The organism is Streptomyces sp. TLI_171 (assembly GCF_003610255.1).
Classification (GTDB): domain Bacteria; phylum Actinomycetota; class Actinomycetes; order Streptomycetales; family Streptomycetaceae; genus Kitasatospora.
The window spans coordinates 459,642-478,791 of sequence record NZ_RAPS01000001.1; the positions used below are offsets into that span (position 1 = coordinate 459,642).

The 19,150-nt window shown below is 74.7% G+C and carries 19 protein-coding genes; 7 read left to right on the top strand and 12 right to left on the bottom strand.

The window, feature by feature from the left end; all coding sequences use genetic code 11:
* Positions 1–57: 57 nt before the first annotated feature.
* A complete protein-coding gene (locus BX266_RS02115; RefSeq protein ID WP_099897223.1) occupies positions 58–372 on the top strand; it encodes a DUF2087 domain-containing protein in 315 nt (104 codons plus the stop codon).
* Here BX266_RS02115 and BX266_RS02120 read toward each other — a convergent pair.
* Positions 354–1,499 carry a serine hydrolase gene (locus BX266_RS02120; protein WP_099907287.1) on the bottom strand — a complete coding sequence of 382 codons (1,146 nt, stop codon included), beginning with the start codon at positions 1,497–1,499 and terminating at the stop codon, positions 354–356. The genes BX266_RS02115 and BX266_RS02120 overlap by 19 nt on opposite strands.
* 299 nt (positions 1,500–1,798) lie before the next feature.
* Here BX266_RS02120 and BX266_RS02130 point away from each other — a divergent pair, with 299 nt between their 5' ends.
* Complete coding sequence (locus BX266_RS02130; protein WP_099897224.1) at positions 1,799–2,359, top strand: dihydrofolate reductase family protein; 561 nt, start codon at positions 1,799–1,801, stop codon at positions 2,357–2,359.
* Positions 2,360–2,395: 36 nt separating this feature from the next.
* On the opposite strand, the gene BX266_RS02135 is transcribed toward BX266_RS02130, so the two are convergent.
* A complete protein-coding gene (locus tag BX266_RS02135; RefSeq protein WP_099897225.1) occupies positions 2,396–3,445 on the bottom strand; it encodes a DUF6777 domain-containing protein in 1,050 nt (349 codons plus the stop codon).
* 838 nt (positions 3,446–4,283) lie between these two features.
* Here BX266_RS02135 and BX266_RS02140 point away from each other — a divergent pair.
* Positions 4,284–5,603 carry a streptophobe family protein gene (locus BX266_RS02140; protein ID WP_180290346.1) on the top strand — a complete coding sequence of 440 codons (1,320 nt, stop codon included), beginning with the start codon at positions 4,284–4,286 and terminating at the stop codon, positions 5,601–5,603.
* A 7-nt stretch (positions 5,604–5,610) separates the two neighbouring features.
* On the opposite strand, the gene BX266_RS02145 is transcribed toward BX266_RS02140, so the two are convergent.
* The 4 genes from BX266_RS02145 to BX266_RS02160 form a co-directional block, all read right to left on the bottom strand.
* Positions 5,611–7,464 carry a M1 family aminopeptidase gene (locus BX266_RS02145; RefSeq protein WP_099897226.1) on the bottom strand — a complete coding sequence of 618 codons (1,854 nt, stop codon included), beginning with the start codon at positions 7,462–7,464 and terminating at the stop codon, positions 5,611–5,613.
* A 135-nt stretch (positions 7,465–7,599) separates the two neighbouring features.
* Positions 7,600–8,655, bottom strand: a complete 1,056-nt coding sequence (locus tag BX266_RS02150; RefSeq protein WP_099897227.1) for a serine/threonine-protein kinase — start codon at positions 8,653–8,655, stop codon at positions 7,600–7,602.
* Between the two features lie 4 nt (positions 8,656–8,659).
* Complete coding sequence (locus BX266_RS02155; RefSeq protein ID WP_099897228.1) at positions 8,660–9,154, bottom strand: hypothetical protein; 495 nt, start codon at positions 9,152–9,154, stop codon at positions 8,660–8,662.
* A gap of 3 nt (positions 9,155–9,157) precedes the next feature.
* Positions 9,158–11,545 (bottom strand): FHA domain-containing protein, encoded by a 2,388-nt coding sequence (locus BX266_RS02160; RefSeq protein WP_099897229.1) that lies wholly within the window; start codon positions 11,543–11,545, stop codon positions 9,158–9,160.
* Between the two features lie 143 nt (positions 11,546–11,688).
* On the opposite strand from BX266_RS02160, the gene BX266_RS02165 reads away from it, so the two are divergent.
* Complete coding sequence (locus BX266_RS02165; RefSeq protein WP_033256569.1) at positions 11,689–11,967, top strand: hypothetical protein; 279 nt, start codon at positions 11,689–11,691, stop codon at positions 11,965–11,967.
* A gap of 94 nt (positions 11,968–12,061) precedes the next feature.
* Here BX266_RS02165 and BX266_RS02170 read toward each other — a convergent pair whose 3' ends face one another.
* From BX266_RS02170 to BX266_RS02185, 5 genes are all read right to left on the bottom strand, one after another.
* The gene (locus BX266_RS02170; protein WP_099897230.1) at positions 12,062–12,895 is read right to left on the bottom strand and encodes a hypothetical protein; all 834 of its coding nucleotides are present in this window, start codon (positions 12,893–12,895) and stop codon (positions 12,062–12,064) included.
* A gap of 13 nt (positions 12,896–12,908) precedes the next feature.
* Entirely contained in the window at positions 12,909–14,552 is a 1,644-nt protein-coding gene (locus BX266_RS02175) for a serine/threonine-protein kinase (RefSeq protein WP_259464493.1), read from the bottom strand.
* A gap of 205 nt (positions 14,553–14,757) precedes the next feature.
* The gene (locus BX266_RS02180; RefSeq protein WP_259464494.1) at positions 14,758–15,048 is read right to left on the bottom strand and encodes a DUF1876 domain-containing protein; all 291 of its coding nucleotides are present in this window, start codon (positions 15,046–15,048) and stop codon (positions 14,758–14,760) included.
* The gene (locus tag BX266_RS38315) at positions 15,045–15,215 is read right to left on the bottom strand and encodes a hypothetical protein (protein ID WP_180290347.1); all 171 of its coding nucleotides are present in this window, start codon (positions 15,213–15,215) and stop codon (positions 15,045–15,047) included. The genes BX266_RS02180 and BX266_RS38315 overlap by 4 nt, the downstream gene beginning before the upstream one ends.
* A 75-nt stretch (positions 15,216–15,290) precedes the next feature.
* Complete coding sequence (locus BX266_RS02185) at positions 15,291–15,794, bottom strand: HD domain-containing protein (RefSeq protein ID WP_099897231.1); 504 nt, start codon at positions 15,792–15,794, stop codon at positions 15,291–15,293.
* Between the two features lie 77 nt (positions 15,795–15,871).
* Between BX266_RS02185 and BX266_RS02190 the strand changes: the two genes are divergently transcribed.
* Positions 15,872–16,504: a uridine kinase gene (locus BX266_RS02190; protein WP_099897232.1), complete on the top strand. Its 633-nt coding sequence runs from the start codon at positions 15,872–15,874 to the stop codon at positions 16,502–16,504.
* A 7-nt stretch (positions 16,505–16,511) separates the two neighbouring features.
* Here BX266_RS02190 and BX266_RS02195 read toward each other — a convergent pair whose 3' ends face one another.
* Entirely contained in the window at positions 16,512–17,303 is a 792-nt protein-coding gene (locus BX266_RS02195) for a DNA-formamidopyrimidine glycosylase family protein (RefSeq protein ID WP_099897233.1), read from the bottom strand.
* A gap of 98 nt (positions 17,304–17,401) precedes the next feature.
* Between BX266_RS02195 and BX266_RS02200 the strand changes: the two genes are divergently transcribed.
* Positions 17,402–18,163, top strand: a complete 762-nt coding sequence (locus tag BX266_RS02200) for an alpha/beta fold hydrolase (protein WP_099897234.1) — start codon at positions 17,402–17,404, stop codon at positions 18,161–18,163.
* A 114-nt stretch (positions 18,164–18,277) separates the two neighbouring features.
* Positions 18,278–19,138, top strand: a complete 861-nt coding sequence (locus tag BX266_RS02205) for a GNAT family N-acetyltransferase (protein WP_310794763.1) — start codon at positions 18,278–18,280, stop codon at positions 19,136–19,138.
* The last annotated feature ends 12 nt before the right edge of the window (positions 19,139–19,150 follow it).

A 19,150-nucleotide genomic window follows, 5' to 3' on the forward strand; every position in this document is an offset into this window, starting at 1 on the left:
GCGCCCCGGGCGCAAATCCGGTTGTCTCCCGGCAGCCGCCCTGCCAGGCTGCCTGTCATGTCCGTTCACGAACCGCCGGCCACCCTTGCCGCGTTCTTCACCGATGGCCGCCTGACGTCGATCCCGCGCAGGCCGGCCCGCCGCACCGCCCTGCTGGAGCATCTGGCGCAGTCCCTCTTCGACGCCGACCGCTCGTACACCGAGCGCGAGGTCAACGAGGCGCTGCTCACCGTCCATTCGGACACCTCGATGCTGCGCCGCTACCTGATCGAGGCCCACCTGCTGACCCGCACCCGGGACGGGTCGAGCTACCGGCGGGCCGCCGAACCGTCCGCCGAGGGCGGGGGCGGCGCTCAGCCGCCCGCCGCGTAGCGCCAGAACTCGCGCATCAGCGGCGGCGGGCTCGGGCTCGTCATCTCCCGCTGGGTGAGCAGGACCGTCACCAGGCCGGTCGACGGGACCAGGTGGGCCGCCGTGCCGGTGCCGCCGACCCAGCCGTAGCGGCCGGGGACGTTCCACGGCTCGCGCGCCGTGAGGTCCACCGAGCCGCCGTAGCCCCAGCCCTGCCCCTCCAGGAAGACCTCGGCGTCGGCCCGTTGTCGCTCCGTCAGGTGATCGGTCGTCATCAGCCGCACCGACTCCTCGGCGAGCACCCGCCGCCCGTCCTCGGCGCGGCCGCCGGCGCGCAGCATCCGAAGGAACGCCGCGACGTCGCCCAGCGTGGACACCAGGCCGCCGGCCCCGGACGGGAACGCCGGTGGCCGGGCCCACTGGCCGTCCGGCGGGTCGATGACGGCGAGCGTGCCGTCGGGTCGCGGCTGGTACAGCGGGCTCAGACGGTCGGCCTGGCCCGGTGCGGCGCCGAATCCGGTGTCGGCCATGCCGAGCGGGGCGAACAGCCGCTCCGCGAGCAGCTCGTCGAACGGCCGGCCGGCCGCCCGGGCGGCCAGCACCCCTTGGAGGTCGGAGCTGGTGTTGTACAGCCAGCCCGCGCCGGGTTGGTGGAGCAGCGGGACCTGCGCCAGCGCCGCCACCCACTCGTCCGGCGGGGCCACCGTCTGCGGCTGCGGCGGCCCCTGTTTCAGGCGCTCGGCGAGCAGGCCCACGGCGGGCAGCGAGAAGTCCGACGGGAAGCCGTGGCCGGACCGGGACTCCAGCACGTCCCGTACCTTGAGCGGCCGTTCGAGCGGGACGGTGTCCGTCACCGGCGCCCCGGGGGTGCGCACCACGCGCAGCTCGGCGAGTTCGGGAAGCCAGCGTTCGACCGGGTCGTCGAGCCCGAGGAGTCCGTCCTCGACGAGGCGGAGCACCAGCGCGGCCGTCATCGGTTTGCCGATCGAGGCGATCCGCACCAGCGACGCCGGGGTCAGCTCGCCGGCGGCGGCCGTCTCGACCTGCCCGTCCCGGGCGACCAGGGCGACCGCCCCGGGCACCGCACCCTCCGCCACCCAGCGCTCCAGCAGCGCGCGCAGCCCGCCCTGCTCACGAAGTTCACGCATCGTCATCCCCTTCCGCCTCCGGTGCGCCGCCCGCGCCTTCCGGAGCATCCGCACCTGCTGTCACCTGCTGATCCGGAGTGTGCCCACTCACCCGGCCCGATCCCCTGACGATCGGCTACTCCTGAGGAGACGATCGGTTGACACTCCGTCAGCCGATCGGTCGACCCTCCCGTCCACCGATCGGAGCGAACCACGGCGCGCGCCACTCGAATGGCCCGCCTCCGCCGCAATGTCGCTGCCGCCGAGTAGCGTGACGGCCGTCATCACCCGACGACCGCCGCGTGCCCCGGGAGGCGCCGATGTCCGACCTGGTCCTGATGATGAACGTGTCGATCGACGGGTACTTCGAGGGCCCGGGCGGAGACCTGGGGTGGCAGCTGGTCGACGACGAGCTGCACGAGCACTTCAACCGCCGCCTGGCGGCGGCGAGCGGGTTCCTGGACGGCCGGGTCACCTACGAGTTGATGGCCGGGTTCTGGCCGACCGCGGACCAGGACCCGGCCGCCTCCCCGGTCGTCGCCGAGTTCGCCCGGATCTGGCGCGAGATGCCGAAGACGGTGTACTCCCGCACCCTCCAGCACGCGGAGTGGAACACCACGATCGTCCGCAGCGTCGAGAAGGAGGAGATCATCGCGCGCAAGGCCGCGGCCCCGTCCGGCCTGGTGGTCGGCGGCGCCGGCCTCGCCGCCGAACTCCGCCGACTGGACCTGCTCGACGAGTACAGCATCTACGTCCACCCGGTGGTGCTGGGCCGCGGCCGCCCGCTGTTCGAGCCGTCCGACGACCGCACCGACCTGGTGCTGGCCGAGACCCGCACCTTCGAGAACGGGGTCGCACTGCTGCGCTACCTGCGCCGCTGACGGCCCGGCCCCGCCGGCCCGCGGTCGGGTGCCGCGTCACGGCGACCCCGCACCGGCGCTCCCGCCGCCCGCCCCGCCGGCCGGGGAGGCCGGGGAGGCCGGCGATGCCGGAGCCGACCCGGGGCCCGGGGAGGCCGGTGAACCGGACGGACCCGAGGAGCCGCCGGAAGGCTTCCCGGAGGACGGCGCCGACGAGGACCCGCCGGACGGCGTGCCCGACCCGGTCTTCCCGGAGGACGAGCCCGACCCGGAGGCGCTCGGCGACGCCGAGCCGTCCGAGCCGCCCCCGCCGACCGGGCGGCCGAACTGATGGCCCGTCTGGTCGACCAGCACGATCTCCGTCACGGGCGCGGGCGCGGGCTGCACCGTCACCACCCCGTCCGGGTTGAACGACGACCAGGCGGCGCCCGAGTACGCCCCGCCCGTACCGTTCGGCGGCAGCAGCGGGTTGCCGCAGGCGCAGCGCACCCTGGGCACGCCCTGGCTGTCCACCAGCACGGCCGTCCCGGACTGCAGGACCGCCTGGTACGGGTTCGCCTGCCCGTTGGTGAAGCCGTGGTTGGTGACCCGGGTGTCCTGGCGCAGCACCACGGGGGTGAGGCCGTGCAGGTAGGAGTCGATCTGCGAGCTGTCGATGCCTTCGACGCCGGCCCAGGCCTTCGCCTTGTCGCTGTTGCCGGTCAGGTACGCGGAGAGTTTGGGCACGTCGCAGCTGGCCACGTCGCGCGTTCCGCCGTACAGGCCGGGCTGCCCGCCGTTGACGGTGCCGCCCGAGGCGGACGGGCTGCCGGCCGTCGGCGCGGAGGCGCTGCCCCCGGCGGCCGGCGCGGAGGTGCGCGGCGAGGGGCTGGCGGGCGCGGCGGCGTTGGCCACCGACCCGGTGAACGGCGCCTGGCCCTCGGCGGCGACCGGCTGCAGGGCCACGTTCTGGGTTCCGCCACCACCGCCGCCACCGCCGCCCGAGCCGCCGCCGAGCACCACGCCGAGGGCGACGCCGAGTCCGACCACCACGGCCGCCGCTCCCAGCACCGGACCCTTCCGCCACCACGGCTTCCCGCCGCCCGAACCGCCGCCCGCCGCGGTCACCCGCCCACCGGAGGACGGCGGCCCCCCCGTTCCGCCGGAGGACGACGCCAGGCTCGCCCCACCGCTCGGCGGCGGCGCGCCGGACCCGGCCCCGGTCCCCGGCTCGCTGGGCGTCCGCGCCCCGCCCGCCGACAGCGGCCCGGACGGCGGGCCCGAGGGCTCCACCCCGCCAGGGCCGGACGGCGACGCAGCAGCCGCGCCCGCACCGAGCGCCCCGGTGGACGGCGGAACCACCTCGGTGGGCCGCCGCCCGCCCGACGGACCGTCACGCCCGGTTCCAGGACCGCTCCGCTGCGCATCCGGTGCCTTCGGCGCGGACCCCGCCACCTCGGTCGGATGCCCGGCCGGAGCCGGAGGCTCGACCGCCTCGGTCGGCTGCGCCATCGCCCCGGGCTTCACCACCTCCGTCGGCTGCGGCACCGCACCCGGTGCGACCACCTCCGTGGGTGGTCCGGCCGGGTCGGGCGGGACAGCGCCGGGCCGGACGACCTCGGTCGGCGGCCCGGCCGGGTTGTCGGTCTGCTCGGTCGGCGGCCCGGCCGTGCGTTCGGTCTGCTCCGTCGGCCGGTGGGCGGGCGGGGCACCGTCGTTCTCGTTCTCCGGTTCTTCGGGTTGCCGAGGTGTCGGCTGCTCAGCCACGGGACTGCCTCCCGGTCGGACTCCCCCGAGACCACACTGCGCATCCCCATTGTCCGCCCGGTCTCCGACGCCCGCCGCCCAACGCCGGATCGGCGCGCCGTCAGCGGTGCACGGCCGGGGGCAACTCGCCGTCCGCTGCCGCCTGTCGGAAGCTGGAGGAGTGCCGTGGGGGGCTCCGTCGGAAGAGCCGGTGAACCGCATGCTTGATGCTGCAGGAGCTGCTGGGCCTGCTGAACCTGCTGGAGCCGGGAGTCGAAGGAACCCCTCGGCCTGGCTGTCCGTCCTGCTGTCCGGGCTGCTCACCACGGTCGGGGCGCTGGCGGCGATGGCGGCCGTGGCGGCGCTGGGCCTGTGGCTGGCGCGCGCGGGCGAGTTGCCGGGCGGCGGGTTCGGATCGGTGCTGGCGGCGACGCTGCTGATGGCGCTGGGGGTGCCGGTGCAGCTCGACGGGAGCGCGGCGTTCGTGGCGACCGCGCAGGGCGGGATCACCGCGGTGCCGCTGTCGGTGACGCTGGTGGGCGCGCTGGTCGCGGCGTACCTGTTCCTGCGTCCGCTGCGTCGGCACGCGGTGGTGTCGGGGGGCGCGCTGCTGGCCCGGGCGCTGGCGTTCGCGGGGTGCTGGACGGTCGCGGTGCTGCTGCTCTGTGCGGCGGCGCGGCACAGTTTCACGGTGCCGACGGGCGATCCGCTGATCGACGAGTTCGGCGGGGCGATCGGGGCGGCGCCGGTGGTGGGGTTCCGGGCGGACCCGGGTCCTGCGATCGGGTGGGGGCTGCTGTGGGTGGCGGTGGTGGTGCTGCTGGCGCTGGCGGCCTCCCGCCGGGCCCCGCTGCCGACCCGGCTGGTGGGCCTGCACCGCACCCTGCGGCCGACGGTGCACGCGGTGCTGGCGCTGCTGCTGGTGTACGTGCTGCTGGCGCTGGTCGGCGCGGTGGTGGCGATGGTGACGGGCAGTGACCCGCGCGCGACGCTGGCACTGGTGTGTCTGGGTCTGCCGAACCTGGCCTGGCTGGCGCTCGGGGTGGGCCTGGGCGGGTCCTGGCACGGCCACGTCTCGGACTCGCTGGGGCTGCCGTTCCCGCGGCCGCTGGCGGACGTGCTGCGGTCGGGGAGCGACGTGACGCTGAACCTGGGCGCGCTGGCGGAGCACAGCGGCTGGGCGTGGCTGCTGCTGCCGTTGGCGGCGCTGCTGGTGCTGGCGGCGGGGGTGGCCGCCGCGCTCCGGTCGCGGCCGTCGCCGCTCTGGCAGTCGGCGGCGCGGTTCGCGGTGGTGCTGGCGCTGGCCGTGCTGGCGGTCGGCGTGCTGACCCGGATCTCGGCGGTGGTCGGCCTGTCGCTGCTGGGCCTGGGCGAGCAGGGGTCGGCCGCGCTGGAGCCGGACCTCTGGACGGTGGTGCCGGTCGCGGCCGGCTGGGGCGCGCTCGCGGGGCTGCTGGGCGCTCTGGTGGCCCGGCGCGGGCGCGCAGCGGACGCGGAGGTCCCGCCCGGGGGTGACCCGGGCGGGACCGGAGGGCCGTGACGGGTCGTCAGCCCTCGATGCGGTGCTGGGTCCAGAAGGAGGTGAGGTCGACGGTCGTCGCGGCCTGCGCGGCGGCCTTGAACTCGGCGGTGGTGGAGATCCCGTACCAGTGGGCGGCCGCGTAGTCGTGCAGCAGCTTGGTCATCGCGGTGTCGCCGATGGTGCGGCGCAGGTCGTGCAGGGCGCACTTGCCGTAGCCGTAGATGACCGTCGAGTAGCGGGAGGAGTTGGCGTCCCAGTAGGCCATCGAGTTGGTGATCTTCTCGGCGGATGACGCCCAGGAGGTGCTGTTCCAGCAGTTGGTGCCGGTCTTGCCCTGGGCGAGGTCGGTGGCGTAGTCGGTGAACGCCTCGTCCAGCCAGGGGCTGGTGTACTCGTCGTCGCCGACGATGCCGTACCACCACTGGTGGCCGATCTCGTGGGTGAGCGCGGTGGTGGAGACCAGGTCGAGGACGAAGCCGGGGTACTCCATGCCGCCGAACCAGAAGTTGTTGTCGATCACGGCGTCGAGTTCGCCGTAGGGGTAGGCGCCGAAGCGTCCGGCGTGCGAGTCGACGGCGGACTTGGCGGTGGTCAGCATGGACTGGGAGTCGCTGGAGCTGATGCCGCTGACCGAGTAGACGTTGATCGCGGTGCCTGCCGTCGAGGTGCCGGAGATCTTGCTGAACGGTCCGGCGGCCCAGGCGAACTCGCGGACGTTGTGCGCGGTGGCGGTGGTGACGGTCCGTCCGCTGCTGCCGGCGGTGTCGACGGAGGTGCCGGTGGCGGGGACCAGCAGACCCGTCGGGTGGTCCAGTGTCACCGTGTAGTCGGAGGCGAGGGTGTAGAAGGACTCGCCGTTGTTGGTGTACGGGTCGAGGTGCCAGCCGGCCGCGTCGCGCACCGCGAGGACGGGCAGCGCGTTGCCGATGAAGCTGAACGACCCGTCGCGGCCGAACCGGTCGGCGCCGGAGGGGACGGCGACGGACAGGTCGAAGCCGATGCTGCCGGCCTGGCCCTGGGCGAGCGCGGCGGGCAGGGTGACCTTCAGCGCGGTGCAGTTGACGCTGAGTGCGCCCGCGGTGCCGCCGGTCAGGTTGCTGACGGTGACCGGGGTGGTGGGGCAGCTGCCGTGGTAGTTGTCCCAGAGCCGGAGGTACACCTCGGTCAGCGGGGTTGCCGAGGGGTTGGTGAAGCCGATGCTCTGGTGGCCGGTCCAGGTGGCGCCGGTGGTGTCACTGGTCAGGTTGACGGTGTATCCGGTCGGCGCGGGCGTCCGGGTGGCGTCGGTGGTGGGGGGCGGGGTGGTGCCGCCGCCGGTGACGTCGAGGGCGACGTCGTCGAGCACGAAGCTGGTCTGCAGGCTGGCGTCCTCGACGCCGCTGAAGGCGAGGGTGACGGTCTGTCCGGCGAACGCGGACACGTCGAAGGTCTTCTTCAGGTACCCGGTGGCCGCGTCCCGGTTGGAGTACGTGGCCAGGGTGGTGGAGCCGATCTTCGCGGTCAGCTTGTCGTACGCCGTCGTGGTGCTGGTCTCGGCGGTGTCCACGTGCAGCCAGAAGCTCAGGGTGGCGGCACAGCCGGCCGGCAGGGTGACGGACTGCGACAGGGTGTCGGTGTGCGCCGACCCGTAGCCGTTCAGCCAGGCGAAGGAGGTCCCGCCGTGCGCGCTCTGCCCGCCGCCGCTGGTGATCACGCCGCTGGACGAGGTCCAGGGCGAGGTCCCGGACTCGAATCCGCCGTTCGCCACCACCTGCGCCGGTGTGCACGCCGCGGTCGCGGCCTGCGCGGAGGGGGCGGTCGCGATGCCGGCCGCGACGAGCACGGTGGTGCCCAGGACGGCGGCGGCACGGGTGGCGAGGACGCGGAGTCTGTTGCTCATCAGTGCTCCTCTCGGTCGCCAGGGTCTGTGGGGGCCCTGGCCGAGGGGCAGACTGCCAGCAAACATCCGGTATTGAAAGGTGCATGCCACTGATCGTTACGCTCGCCCCCGCCTCGTCACACCGCTGAAACACCGTCAGAAGCGCGCGCCCGGTTCGAACACCGGCCGCGCCCAGGCCGGCGGCGCCGGCGGCCCCGCCGACCGCGGCGCCTCCCCGGCCGCCGCCCTCCGAACCGGGGCGACCGGCACGACCGGCTCGGCGCGCCGGGCCGGCTCGGCGCGCCGGGCCGGCTCGGCGCGCCGGGCCGGCTCGGCGTGCTCGACGGAAGCCGTCCGCAGCGCCGCCGTGAACTCCAGGCAGCTCCCGTACCGGTCGTCCCGCTTCTTCGCCATCGCCCGCTCCAGCACCTCCCCCACCCCGGCCGGCAGGTCCGCGCGCTGCTCCAGCACGGACGGCGGCGGGTCGTTGAGGTGCGCCCACAGCAGCGCGAGGTCGTCGTCCCGGCGGTACGGCGGCCCGCCGGTGAGCATCTCGAACACCACGCAGCCCAGGCTGTACACGTCGCACCGCCCGTCCACGGGCTTGCCGGAGATCTGCTCGGGGGCGACGTAGTCCAGCGTCCCGACGAACTGGCCGACGGTGGTCAGGCCGGTCAGCGACAGCGACTTCTTGGTCAGTCCGAAGTCGGTCAGGTAGGCGTGCTCGGGGTGGTCGGGGTCCGTGCCCTCGGCGATCAGCACGTTGCCGGGTTTGACGTCGCGGTGCACCAGGTCGTGGGCGTGCGCGGCGTCCAGGGCGCTGGCCACCTGGAGGGTGATCCGCACGGTCTGGCTGATCGTCAGCGGGCCCTGCCGGTCCAGCAGGCTGCGCAGGTCGCGGCCGCGCACGTACCGCATGGCGAGGTAGAGCACGCCCTCGACCTCGCCGGCGTCGTACACCGGGACGATGTTCGGGTGGTCGAGGGAGGCGGCGATCCGGGACTCCCGGACGAAGCGCTGCCGGAAGGTCTCGTTGCGGGCCAGTTCGGGGGCGAGCAGCTTGACCGCGACGGTCCGGCCGAGTCCCAGGTCCTCGGCGCGGTAGACCACCGCCATGCCGCCGCGGCCGATCACGTGCTCCAGCTTGTAGCCGGCCAGCGTCCGCCCGCCGAGTTCGCCGGGCTCGGCGGCGGCCAGTGACTCGCCGGCCACGGTCTCAGCCCTGCTCGCGGTCGACGGCCGCGAAGGTCTGCAGCTGGGCGGCGTCGCAGTAGTACCAGCGGCCCTGTTCCAGGTCGAGCAGCCAGGCGTTCGGGCCGTCCAGGACGGCGCCGAGCCGCAGGTCGCGGGTGCCGTCCTGGAAGGCCTCCAGGTCGATCCGGCCGGCCGTCCAGTCGTCGACCAGGCGCCGGTAGGTGGCGAGCGAGCGCTCCAGGGCGGCCAGCAGCGGACGCGGGTCGTCGGCGGTGGCGAGCGGGGCGCCGGTGGTCGGCGGGGGGTGCGGGAGGGCCACCAGCAGGCGGCCGTCCACCCACGCGGTCCAGCCGTTGGAGCAGACGATCCGGGCCCAGTTGCCGTTGGCCTCGGCGAGCTCGACCGGCAGCAGCGCGTCCAGCGCGACCCCGGCGGCGCCGGGGTCGGGTCTGGTCCAGGTGGCCATGCCGTCGGCCGGGACGACGTGGCTGGGCCGGAATCCGCCGGGGGTCCCCATCCGCTACTTCCGCATCACGGCCGGTTCGTGCCGGCGCAGCAGCCGGGCGACCACCAGCCCGTAGGCGACCGCGAGCACCACCAGCATGCCCATGTCGAGCAGCCAGATGCTGGAGCGGTGCGCGAACAGCGGGTCGTCCGTGAGGGTGCCGGGCACGATGGTGTGCAGGTCGATGGTGCCGGCCATCGCGCCGAGCGCCCAGCGCGAGGGCACCAGCCAGGACAGCTGGTTGAGCACCGGCAGGTGGTCGAGCTGGAGCAGCGCGCCGCAGAACACCACTTGGACGATGGCGACCAGCACCAGCAGCGGCATGGTCACCTCCTCCTTCTTGACCAGCGCGGAGATCAGCAGGCCGAGCATCATGGCGGTGAGCGAGAGCAGCGCGACGGCCAGGGTGATCTCGATCAGCGGCGGCAGGAAGACCCCGCTGCCGCCCTGTGGTCGGAGTGTGACCCCGACCAGCGCGACCATGGTCAGCACCACGGACTGCACCACCGTCACGGCGCCGAGCACGATGATCTTCGAGCTGAGGTACGCCGATCTGGACAGGCCGACGGCGCGCTCGCGCTGATAGATCGTCCGTTCCTTGACCAGTTCGCGGACCGCGTTGGCGGCGCCGATCAGCACGCCGCCGACGCAGAGGATGAGCAGCGCGTTGAGCGCGGTGTTCTGGTCGAGCCGGCTGCCGGCCAGGGCGTGCGCCATGGCGCCCATGACGAACGGCAGCGCGATCATCACGGCGAGGAAGGTGCGGTCGGCGGCGAGCGCGCTGGCGTACCGGCGGCACAGCGTGCCGACCTGCTTGCGCCAGCGCCGGGGTTTCGGCTTGGCGGCGGGGGTCTCGGCGGAAGCGGGCAGTTGACGCTCCGTCGGGGCGAGCGCGCCGGGCCAGTCGCCCGTGCCGCCGGCCGGGCCGCTGACGTACTTGCGGTACGGGGCGGAGGAGCGGAACTGGCCGGCCCAGTCCCGGTCGGTCTGGTTCTCGAACGCCTCGAAGGCGTCCGGCCAGTGTGCGAAGCCGAAGTGGTCCAGGGTCTCGCCGGGCGGCCCGTACCAGGCGATCCGCCCGCCGGGGGCGAGCAGCAGCAGCCGGTCGCACAGGTCGAGGCTGAGCACGCTGTGGGTGACCACCACGACGGTCCGGCCGTCGTCGGCGAGGCCGCGCAGCATCTGCATCACGGACCGGTCCATGCCGGGGTCGAGTCCGCTGGTCGGTTCGTCGAGGAACAGCAGGGACGGCTTGGTGAGCAGTTCGAGGGCGACGCTGACGCGTTTGCGCTGGCCGCCGGAGAGGCTGGAGATGACCTGGTCGGCGCGTTTGGCGAGGCCGAGTTCGTCGATCACCTCCTCGACCCGGGCGTCCCGTTCGGCGGCCGCGGTGTCGCCGGGGAAGCGCAGTTCGGCGGCGTAGGAGAGGGCTTTGCGGACCGGGAGCTGGGTGTGCAGGATGTCGTCCTGCGGGACGAGGCCGATCCGCCGGCGCAGTTCGGCGTAGTCGCGGTACAGGTCACGGCCGTCGTAGTGGACGGTGCCCTGGTCGGCGGGGCGCAGGCCGGTCAGCGCGTTGAGCAGGGTGGACTTACCGGCGCCGCTGGGGCCGGCCACGGCCAGCAGGCACTTCTGCCCGACCGGGAAGGTGACGTGGTCGAGCAGGGTGCGGCCGCCGCCGACCTGGACGGTCAGGCCGTCCACGTCGAGGTCGATGTCGCCGGTGTCGACGAACTCCTGCAGTTCGTCGCCGACCAGGCAGAACACCGAGTGCCCGATGCCGACCAGGTCGCCGGGGCCGACGGGCGCCTGCAGCACCGCCTGGCCGTTCAGGTAGGTGCCGTTGTGGCTGTCCAGGTCGGCGATCTCGTAGCGGCCGTCGGGGCGGGCCCGCAGCTCGGCGTGGTGCCGGGAGACCGAGAGGTCGCTCACCACCAGGTCGTTGTCCTCGGACCGGCCGATCCGCACCACCTTGGCCGGGAGCGGCCGCACGCTGGACGGTGGCCGGAACGAGCCGGTGATGGCGGTCAGTGCGGACGGCGGCCGGCGGCCCGGCAGCGGGTGCACGGCGGTCGGTGCGGGCAGGGCGCTGAACGTGCAGCGCGGGCCGTCCTCGGCGCTGCCGAAGCACAGCACGGTGCCGGGTTCGATCTCCAGGTGGATCACCCGGTGGCCGTCCGCGGCGTAGGTTCCGTTGGTGGACCCGGTGTCGTCGACGATCCAGTGGCCGTCCCCGACGTGCAGCAACGCGTGGTGCCAGGAGACCCGCGGATCGGCGAGCACGATGTCGCTGGTGGGATCCCGCCCTAGGGCGTATCTGCGGCTCGGGGTGATGACCGTCGAGTCGCCGCCGGTTTCGAGGACCAGTCTCGGCGCGGTGAGCGCCGCCTCTCGCTCTCCCATACGTCGATGCTAGACCTGGCGGCAAGCACCCGCCCGGGGGGCGGTTTTCGGCCTTCCGGGTGACAGTGGGAAGCGGTCGCCGCGGGTTGGGTACCTGTGGGGTCGGGACGTGCGGCCCGTTGGGCGGCGGATGGGAGCGGCTTGTGAACACCTGGGCAACCTGGACCACTCAGGGCATTCTGTCCGGCCACGGGGGCGTGAAGACCGTGGAGATCGGCGTCATCACCGGCGACCTGACCGTGCACACCATGTGGATCGAGGGCGAGGCGCGACTGACCGTGCAGTACAGCGGGGCCCTGGACTGGTTCACCGTCGAGGGCAGCCCCGTGGCCGCGGCGGACGAGGCCGCCGCGCGCGAGGTCCACCAGCACATGGTGGAGGCCGTGAAGACCGGCGGGGGCGCGACCGCGCCGCAGTCCTGACCGGACCGGACGACCGGGCCGCGGCCGACGAAGAGTCGGCGGCGGCGGCCCGGCCTCCGTGCGCTCAGTGACGCTCAGGGGCGCTCCGGAGCGCTCAGGGGCAGCTGTAGGGGAACTGCGCGACGGCAACCCGGCCGGCCGGCTTCAGCACCTCCAGCCTGGCGGTGGCGGCCAGTTCGCCGTGGCCCTGGAACGTCCAGTCCAGGTGGACCTCGGTCGTCCGGTGCCCGGCCTGCACGTGCTGGGTGATCCCCCCGGAGTCGGTGCCGTCGCTGCGCACCCACCGGTACGTCAGGTCGCCCTCCCCGCCGTCGGTCTCCAGCACGCCCGTGATCACGGCGGTCCCGTCGCAGCCCGGCGCGGACACCGGCGCGACGCTCACCCCGGCCACCTCCACCGACCGCCCGTACCGGTCCCACAGCAGATACCCGAGCAGCGCCAGCATCAGCACCAGCGGCACTAGCAGCCACCGGTCCCACCGCCGCCGCACCGGCTCGGGCGCCTCCGTGGCCGCCTCCCCCCGCCACACCGCCGCGGCCCGCGGCGGCACCCCGGGGCCGTAGCGCCGCACCTCGTCCTGCGGGACGGGCGCGGGCGGCACGGGCACGGGCACGGGGGCGACCACGGTGGCGGCCACCCCGATCGGCAGGGTCTGCGCGGGGTCCAGCCGCACTGTCTCCTCACCCGCCGCCGGGGCCGGCAGCCGGACGGTCTCCTCGGCGCCGGCCGGCGGCGCGAGCCGGAACGTCTCCTCCGTGTCGGGAGCCTGCGCGGCGGGGCGCAGGCGGACGGTCTGCTCGTCGGCGGCCGGCGCTGCGGGCCGCAGTTGGACGGTGGCCTCCGGGGCGGACGGGGAGTCGGGCTTGGCTGGCTTCCGGACCGGTCCGAGCCGGAAGCCGGGGTCGGGGACGTTCGGCGAGTCGGTCATCGTCGTTCTCCGGTCAGGTGATGCAGAAGTAGCTGTAGTTCGCGGTCCGTACGGACGTCGGCGGCGAGGTGTCGCTGGTGATGATGACGTAGGCGGTCCACGAGCGGCAGGCGAACGGGTAGCCGCTGGTCTGGGTGCTCGTACCGGCCGACAGCGGAGCCGACTTGGTGACCGCGACCGGCTTGCCCGACTTGTCGCCGGCGTCGTACCAGCTGAAGGTCAGCGTGGTGGTGCCGGCGCCGGTGACCGTGGCCCTGACCGAGGCGCCCGTCCCGTTCAGCGTCTGCCTGATCAGACTCACCGTGACCGGCGGCGCCGTGCTGACGGTCGGGGTGGGGCTCGGTGGGGGCGGGGCGGTGGTGGTCCCGCTGGTGGAGGGCTTCGGGGTGGTGCTGGGCTTGCTGGTGGGCGAGGCGGTCGGGGTGTCGTCCGCGGTCGGTGACGGCGAGTCGGAGGGGCTGGCGCTGGGGCTCGCCGACGGGGTGTCGGTCGGCGGGGGGCTGGTCGAGGGCGCGGGCGCGCCGAGGCTGGTGGTGGCCCGGGGGGCGGCGGCGGGCTTGGGGGCGGTGGTGGCGTCGCTCTCGCCCGCGTTGGCGACGACGGCGAGGGCTCCGGCGATCAGGACGAGCGCGCCGATGGTGGCGATCAGGCCGGCGCGCAGCGGGGGGCGCGGTCGCGGGGCCGGCGGGGCGAGGACCGTGGTGGCGTAGGAGGTGGCGCCGGGCAGGGCGCCGTCGCCGAGGGGGGTGGGCAGCAGCAGCGGGAGGGCGGCGACCAGGGCGGCGAGGCGTCGGCGTCCGCGGTCCTCCCAGTCCGCGCCGTAGGCGGCGCCGGCGAGGGCTTCGAGTTCGACCACCAGGGCTTCGGCGCCGGCGGGGCGCTGGGCGGGGGTCTTGGCGAGGCCGGCCCGGATGAGCGGGCGGAGGGCTTCGGGGGCCTGGGTGTCGGGGATGGCCGCCTCGGTGTGCTGGACGGCGAGTTCCATCAGGGTGGTGCCGGCGTAGGGCTTGGCGCCGGTGAGGCACTCGAAGAAGGTGGCGGTGGCGGCGTAGACGTCGGTGGCCGGAGAGGCTGCCTGTCCGGCCCACTGTTCGGGGGCCATGTAGGCGGGGGTGCCGGCGACGGTGCCGCTGGCGCCGGTGCGGACGGCGATGCCGAAGTCGACCAGCTTGGATTCGCCGTCGACGGTGACCAGGACGTTGCCGGGCTTGTAGTCGCGGTGCACGACGCCGGCCCGGTGCGCGGCGGCGAGGCCGAGCAAAGAGCCTTTGAGGACGACCAGGGCGGCTTCGGGGCCGGTCTCGCCCTCGGCGCGCAGCAGGTCGCGCAGCGAGATGCCTTCGACGAGTTCCATCACGATGGCCGCGCCGTGCGGGCTCTCCACGTACTCGTAGAGGCGGGTGACGTGCGGGCTGTCGAGGGCGGCGAGGAGTTGCGCCTCGACCCGGAAGGCGGCCCGGTCGGGGTGGTCGCCGAGCAGGTACTTGATGGCGACGGGGGTGCCGGTGGCGCGGTGGTGGGCGAGGACGACCCGGCCGGACGCGCCGGCGCCGAGTTCGCGCTCGTGCGCGTAGTCGGGGAGTTCCCAGAGGGCGCCCTGCGGCGGCGGTTCCGCCGGTCTGCCGCCGGGCTGCTGCTCGTTCGTCACCTTGTCCACCCCCGGCGGTCCCGTGCGTCCGGGATCGCCCTCGCTCTGCTCGCGGCGCGCGCGGGTGCGCGGCCACCGAGAGTGACGCGCCCCCGGTCGGATGGGTTCCGGTCCGGAGGCGCGGGAAGGTCACGATTCGGCTGTTTCGCACACTGATCGTGGCCGGGTCGCCTGCCGGCCGGGCCGTCCGTGCACGGTCAGCCGGGCGGTCCGGTCACGGTGTGTCGCGTCGGCGGGCGGATTCGGCGGCCTCGGCGGCGGTGGAGCCGGTGTGGATGAGTTGCTGGCCGAGCGCGGTCAGGGCGCGGCCGACGGCGAGCTCGTCGCCGATCGCCGGGTCGGCCGGGTCCTGGGCGCTGCGATGGGCCTCGGCCTCGACCTCGATCAGGTTGACGCCGGTGTCGAGGACGGCGTGCGCCTGGGTGAGGTCGCCGACCTCGACCACCCGCAGCCGGACGTTCCACTCGGTGCTGTGCGGTTCGGGCGCCGCCATGCGGCCGCTCACCGCTGCTCCTCCTGCTGCGGTTCGGCGATCGCGTCGCCCTCCGCCTGGGACTCCTCCCAGGCGTGCATGGTCTGGTAGGAGGTGATGCCTTCTTCGGGGTCGGCGGCGCGGACGTCGTCCTCGTCCCGCTGGGCCTTCTCGTCGAGCCTGCCGTTCATCTCGGACATCCCGGGCTCCTCGTGTCGAGCTGTCGCGCTGTCGGTCCCCCGTTCGCTCCCTCCAGCCTGCTCCTGCGGACCGCCTCAGTCGAGTTCGGCGAGCAGCCCCGGGTTGACGATCGCCACGATGGTGCGGACGTCCTCGGCTGCGGCGGCCGGCCAGAGGACGGCGCGGGCCGCGCGGTAGCGCTCGGCGAGCCGGGCGCGGTCGGCCTCGGGCAGCTGCGCGGCCCGGTCGGCGCGGGAGTTGTGCGCGTTGTCGGCGATCTTGACCAGGGTGGCGGCCTGGTCGGCGACGATCTCCCCGAGCATCGCGGCGTACTCGGCGCCGGGCTGCCGGGTGACCCGGCGGACGGTGGCGACCACGGCGGCGGGCACTCCGGCGGCGAGCAGGTCCTCGGCGGTGGTCGGGGTGTCCTCCAGGACGTCGTGCAGCAGCGCGGCCATCCGCAGGCCGGCGCCGAACGGGGCCAGGCCGGCGGCGACGGCGCGCACGTGCTCGACGTAGGGCACGCCGATCCGGTCGTGCTGGCCGGCGTGGGCGCGGGCGGCGAGGGCGTCGACCTCGGCGAGGGTGAGGTGCGGCACGGCGGGATCCCCCTCGGGTGAACGATGATCAGTTGCCGGGAAATATAGTCCGGTTGACCGAAGGGAGTGAGCGTCCGGTGCGGGTGACCCCGATCTCCCCGGAGCGGCTGGTCGAGCTGCTCGCGGGTCGCGTCCACGAGCTGGCCGACGACGACCGCCGGCTGCGGGTGGCGGTGGACGGCGCGCCGGCGGCCCGCCCCGGCGAGCTGGCGGACGCCCTGGTGGAGCCGCTGCGGCTGCTGGGCCGCCCGGTGCGGCGGGTATCGGCGGGGGACTTCCTGCGCCCGGCCTCGGTCCGCTTCGAGTACGGCAAGCACGACCCGGACGCCTTCCACGACCTGTGGCTGGACCAGGGCGCGCTGCTGCGCGAGGTGCTCGACCCGCTGGAGCCGGGGGCGGACGGCCGGATCCTCCCGTCGTTCTGGGACCCGGCCACCGACCGCGCGACCCGCGCCCGGTACGTGGAGCTGCCGCCGCGCGGGGTGCTGCTGCTGGACGGCACGTTCCTGCTCGGCCGCTGGCTGCCGCTGGAGTTCACCGTGCACCTCACCCAGTCGGCGGCCGCGCTGGCCCGCCGCACGCCGGCGGAGGAGCACTGGACGCTGCCCGCGTACGAGCGCTACCGCGCCGAGACCGACCCGGGCGCGCTGGCCGACCTGACGGTGCGGGTGGAGGACCCCCGGCACCCGGCGGTGGTCGAGGCGGGCTGACGGGCCGTCAGCGGGCCGGCACGGGGCCGCGCTGGCAGCGCGGGCACCAGTAGGCAACCCGCTCCTGGTCGTGCTTGGCGGTGCGGATCGGGGTGCCGCAGCGCACGCAGCTGCGGCGGGCGCGGCCGTACACCCAGTGCTGACTGCCGGGGCGGGTGTCGCCCGTGGTGACGTGGCCGGGCCGCAGCTTGTTGGCGTCCAGCAGCTGGTGGGCGCGGTGCAGCAGCCGGTCCAGGTCGGGCAGGTCGGCGACCGGCGTCCACGGGGTGACGCCGGCCAGGAAGGCCAGCTCGTTGGCGTACACGTTGCCGATGCCGGCCAGGTTGCGCTGGTCGAGCAGGGCCGCGCCCATCGGGCGCTGCGGGGCGGCCAGCAGGCGGCGGCGGGCCTCGGCGGCGTCCCAGTCCGGGCCGAGCAGGTCGGGGCCGAGGTGGCCGACGGCGCGCTGCTCCTCGGCGGTGCGCAGCAGCTGCACCACCGGCAGCCGGTAGCCGACGGCGGTCGCCCGCTCGGTGCCGAGGACCGCCCGGATCTGGAACGCGGGGCCGCTGCGCCACCGCTCGCCGGGCCGGAACACCTGCCAGCGGCCGTCCATCCGCAGGTGGGTGTGGAGGGTCACCCCGCCGTCGAACCTGGTCAGCAGGTGCTTGCCGCGCGGGACCGTGCCGAGCACCCGACGGCCCGTCAGGTCGGCGGTGGCGTGGGCGGGTACGCGGAGGTCGGACACCGTCAGGACCTGGCCGGTGAGCGCCTGGTCGAGCTGGGTGGCGACGCGGTAGATGCTGTCTCCTTCGGGCACTCCCCCATCATGCCGCCCCGCGCCGACACCGCCCCGCCGGACCGCCGCGCGCAGAAACTCCCTGGTCATCGGCCTGATGATGCTCTAGGGTCGGCCCAATGACGATCACTCACGAGGTGGCCGGCGCCGGCCCCGCGGTGGTTCTGCTGCACTCCTCCGTCTGCGACCGGCGGATGTGGGACGGGCAGTGGGACGCGCTGCGCGAGGCCGGGTACCGCGTCGTCCGCTGCGACTTCCGCGGTTTCGGGGAGACCCCCTGCGCGGACCGCCCCTACGACAACGTGACGGACCTGGTGGAGCTGCTGGACGAGCTCGGCATCGAACGGGCGGCCCTGGTCGGCGCCTCCTTCGGCGGCCGGATCGCCCTGCAGTTCGCCGCCCTGCACCCTGCCCGGGTCGGCTCGCTGACCCTGCTCTGCCCGGGCCGCCCCGGCCACGAGGCGAGCGCCGAGCTGGAGGCGCTGGACGAGCTGGAGGTCGGCCTGGTCGAGTCCGGCAGGCTCGACGAGGCCGTCGAGCTGATGGTGGACACCTGGCTCGGCCCGGACGCGGACGAGGACGCCCGGGCCCTGGTCCGGGCGATGCAGCGCAACGCGTATGAGGTGCAGCTGGCGCCCGAGGTGGAGATCTCCCCGACGCCGGTCGAGGTCGACCTGGCGAACGTGGTGGCCCCGACCCTGGTGTACTCCGGCGCCCACGACGTGCCGGACTTCCGCCGCATCCCGGTCGAGCTGGCCGAGCTGCTCCCGGACGCCGAGCACCGCGAACTCCCCTGGGCGGGCCACCTGCCGGCCCTGGAGCGCCCGGCGCAGACCGCCGAGCTGCTGCTCGCCCACCTCGCCTCGGTCGCCGCGCGCTGAGGCCGCCCCAGGGGCCGACCGGGTGCTGTGCGGGCTTCGAAAAACACCGTGCACCCGGTCGGCGGTCCTGGTTCGATACCGCGTGATCAGCCCCACGGGGGGACGCACCACAGGTTGGACACCCACACGATGCACGACACCGCCACCACCGAGGTCCTGGCCCGGCTGGAGAGCTACTACGACGCCGTTCCCCGGTTCTCCGCGACCACCGAGGAGCACGGCCCGTTCACGCTGTTCCTCCGCACCGGGAACGGCTGGCACTACTACGGCCGCCCCGCGCTCGGCGGCGACGGCCCGTTCACGGTCGCCGACGTCGACCGGGTGCGGGCCCGGCAGCGCGAACTCGGCGCGCCCGAGGCCTTCGAGTGGGTGCACGAGACCACGCCGGGCCTGCGCGCCGTGATCGAGGCGGCGGGCCTGGCGGTGCACGAGCACCCGCTGCTGGTCCTGGAACTCGACGGGGCGTCAGCCCCCGCCGCGGCGGCCGACGGTGACGGCCCGGAGGTCCGGGTGCTCGCGCCCGGCGACCCGCTGCTGCCCAGCGCGGTGGCGGTGCCGCACCTGGCGTTCGCCGAGCCGGGCACCCAGCTCGGCACCGCCGGGGTCGAGCAGCTCGCGGACGCCGCCCGGACCGCTGCCGCGGACGGCGCGGTGGCCCGGATGGAGGGCCGCATCACCGCCGGGCGCACGGTGCTCGCCGCGACCGTCGGCCCGGAGGGCCTGGCCACCGCCTCGGGCTGTCACCAGCCGGTCGACGGGGTCAGCGAGATCGTCGCGGTCGCCACCCTGCCGTCGCTGCGCCGCCAGGGCCTGGCCCGCCGGGTCACCGCGCACCTGGTCGAGCACGCCCGTGCCACCGGGGTGCGGACGGTGTTCCTGTCCGCCAGCGACGACGCGGTGGCCAGGATCTACCAGCAGGTCGGCTTCCGCCGGGCGGCCACCGCACTGATCGCCGAGCCCCCGGCGGCCGACTGACCCTCCCCCCGC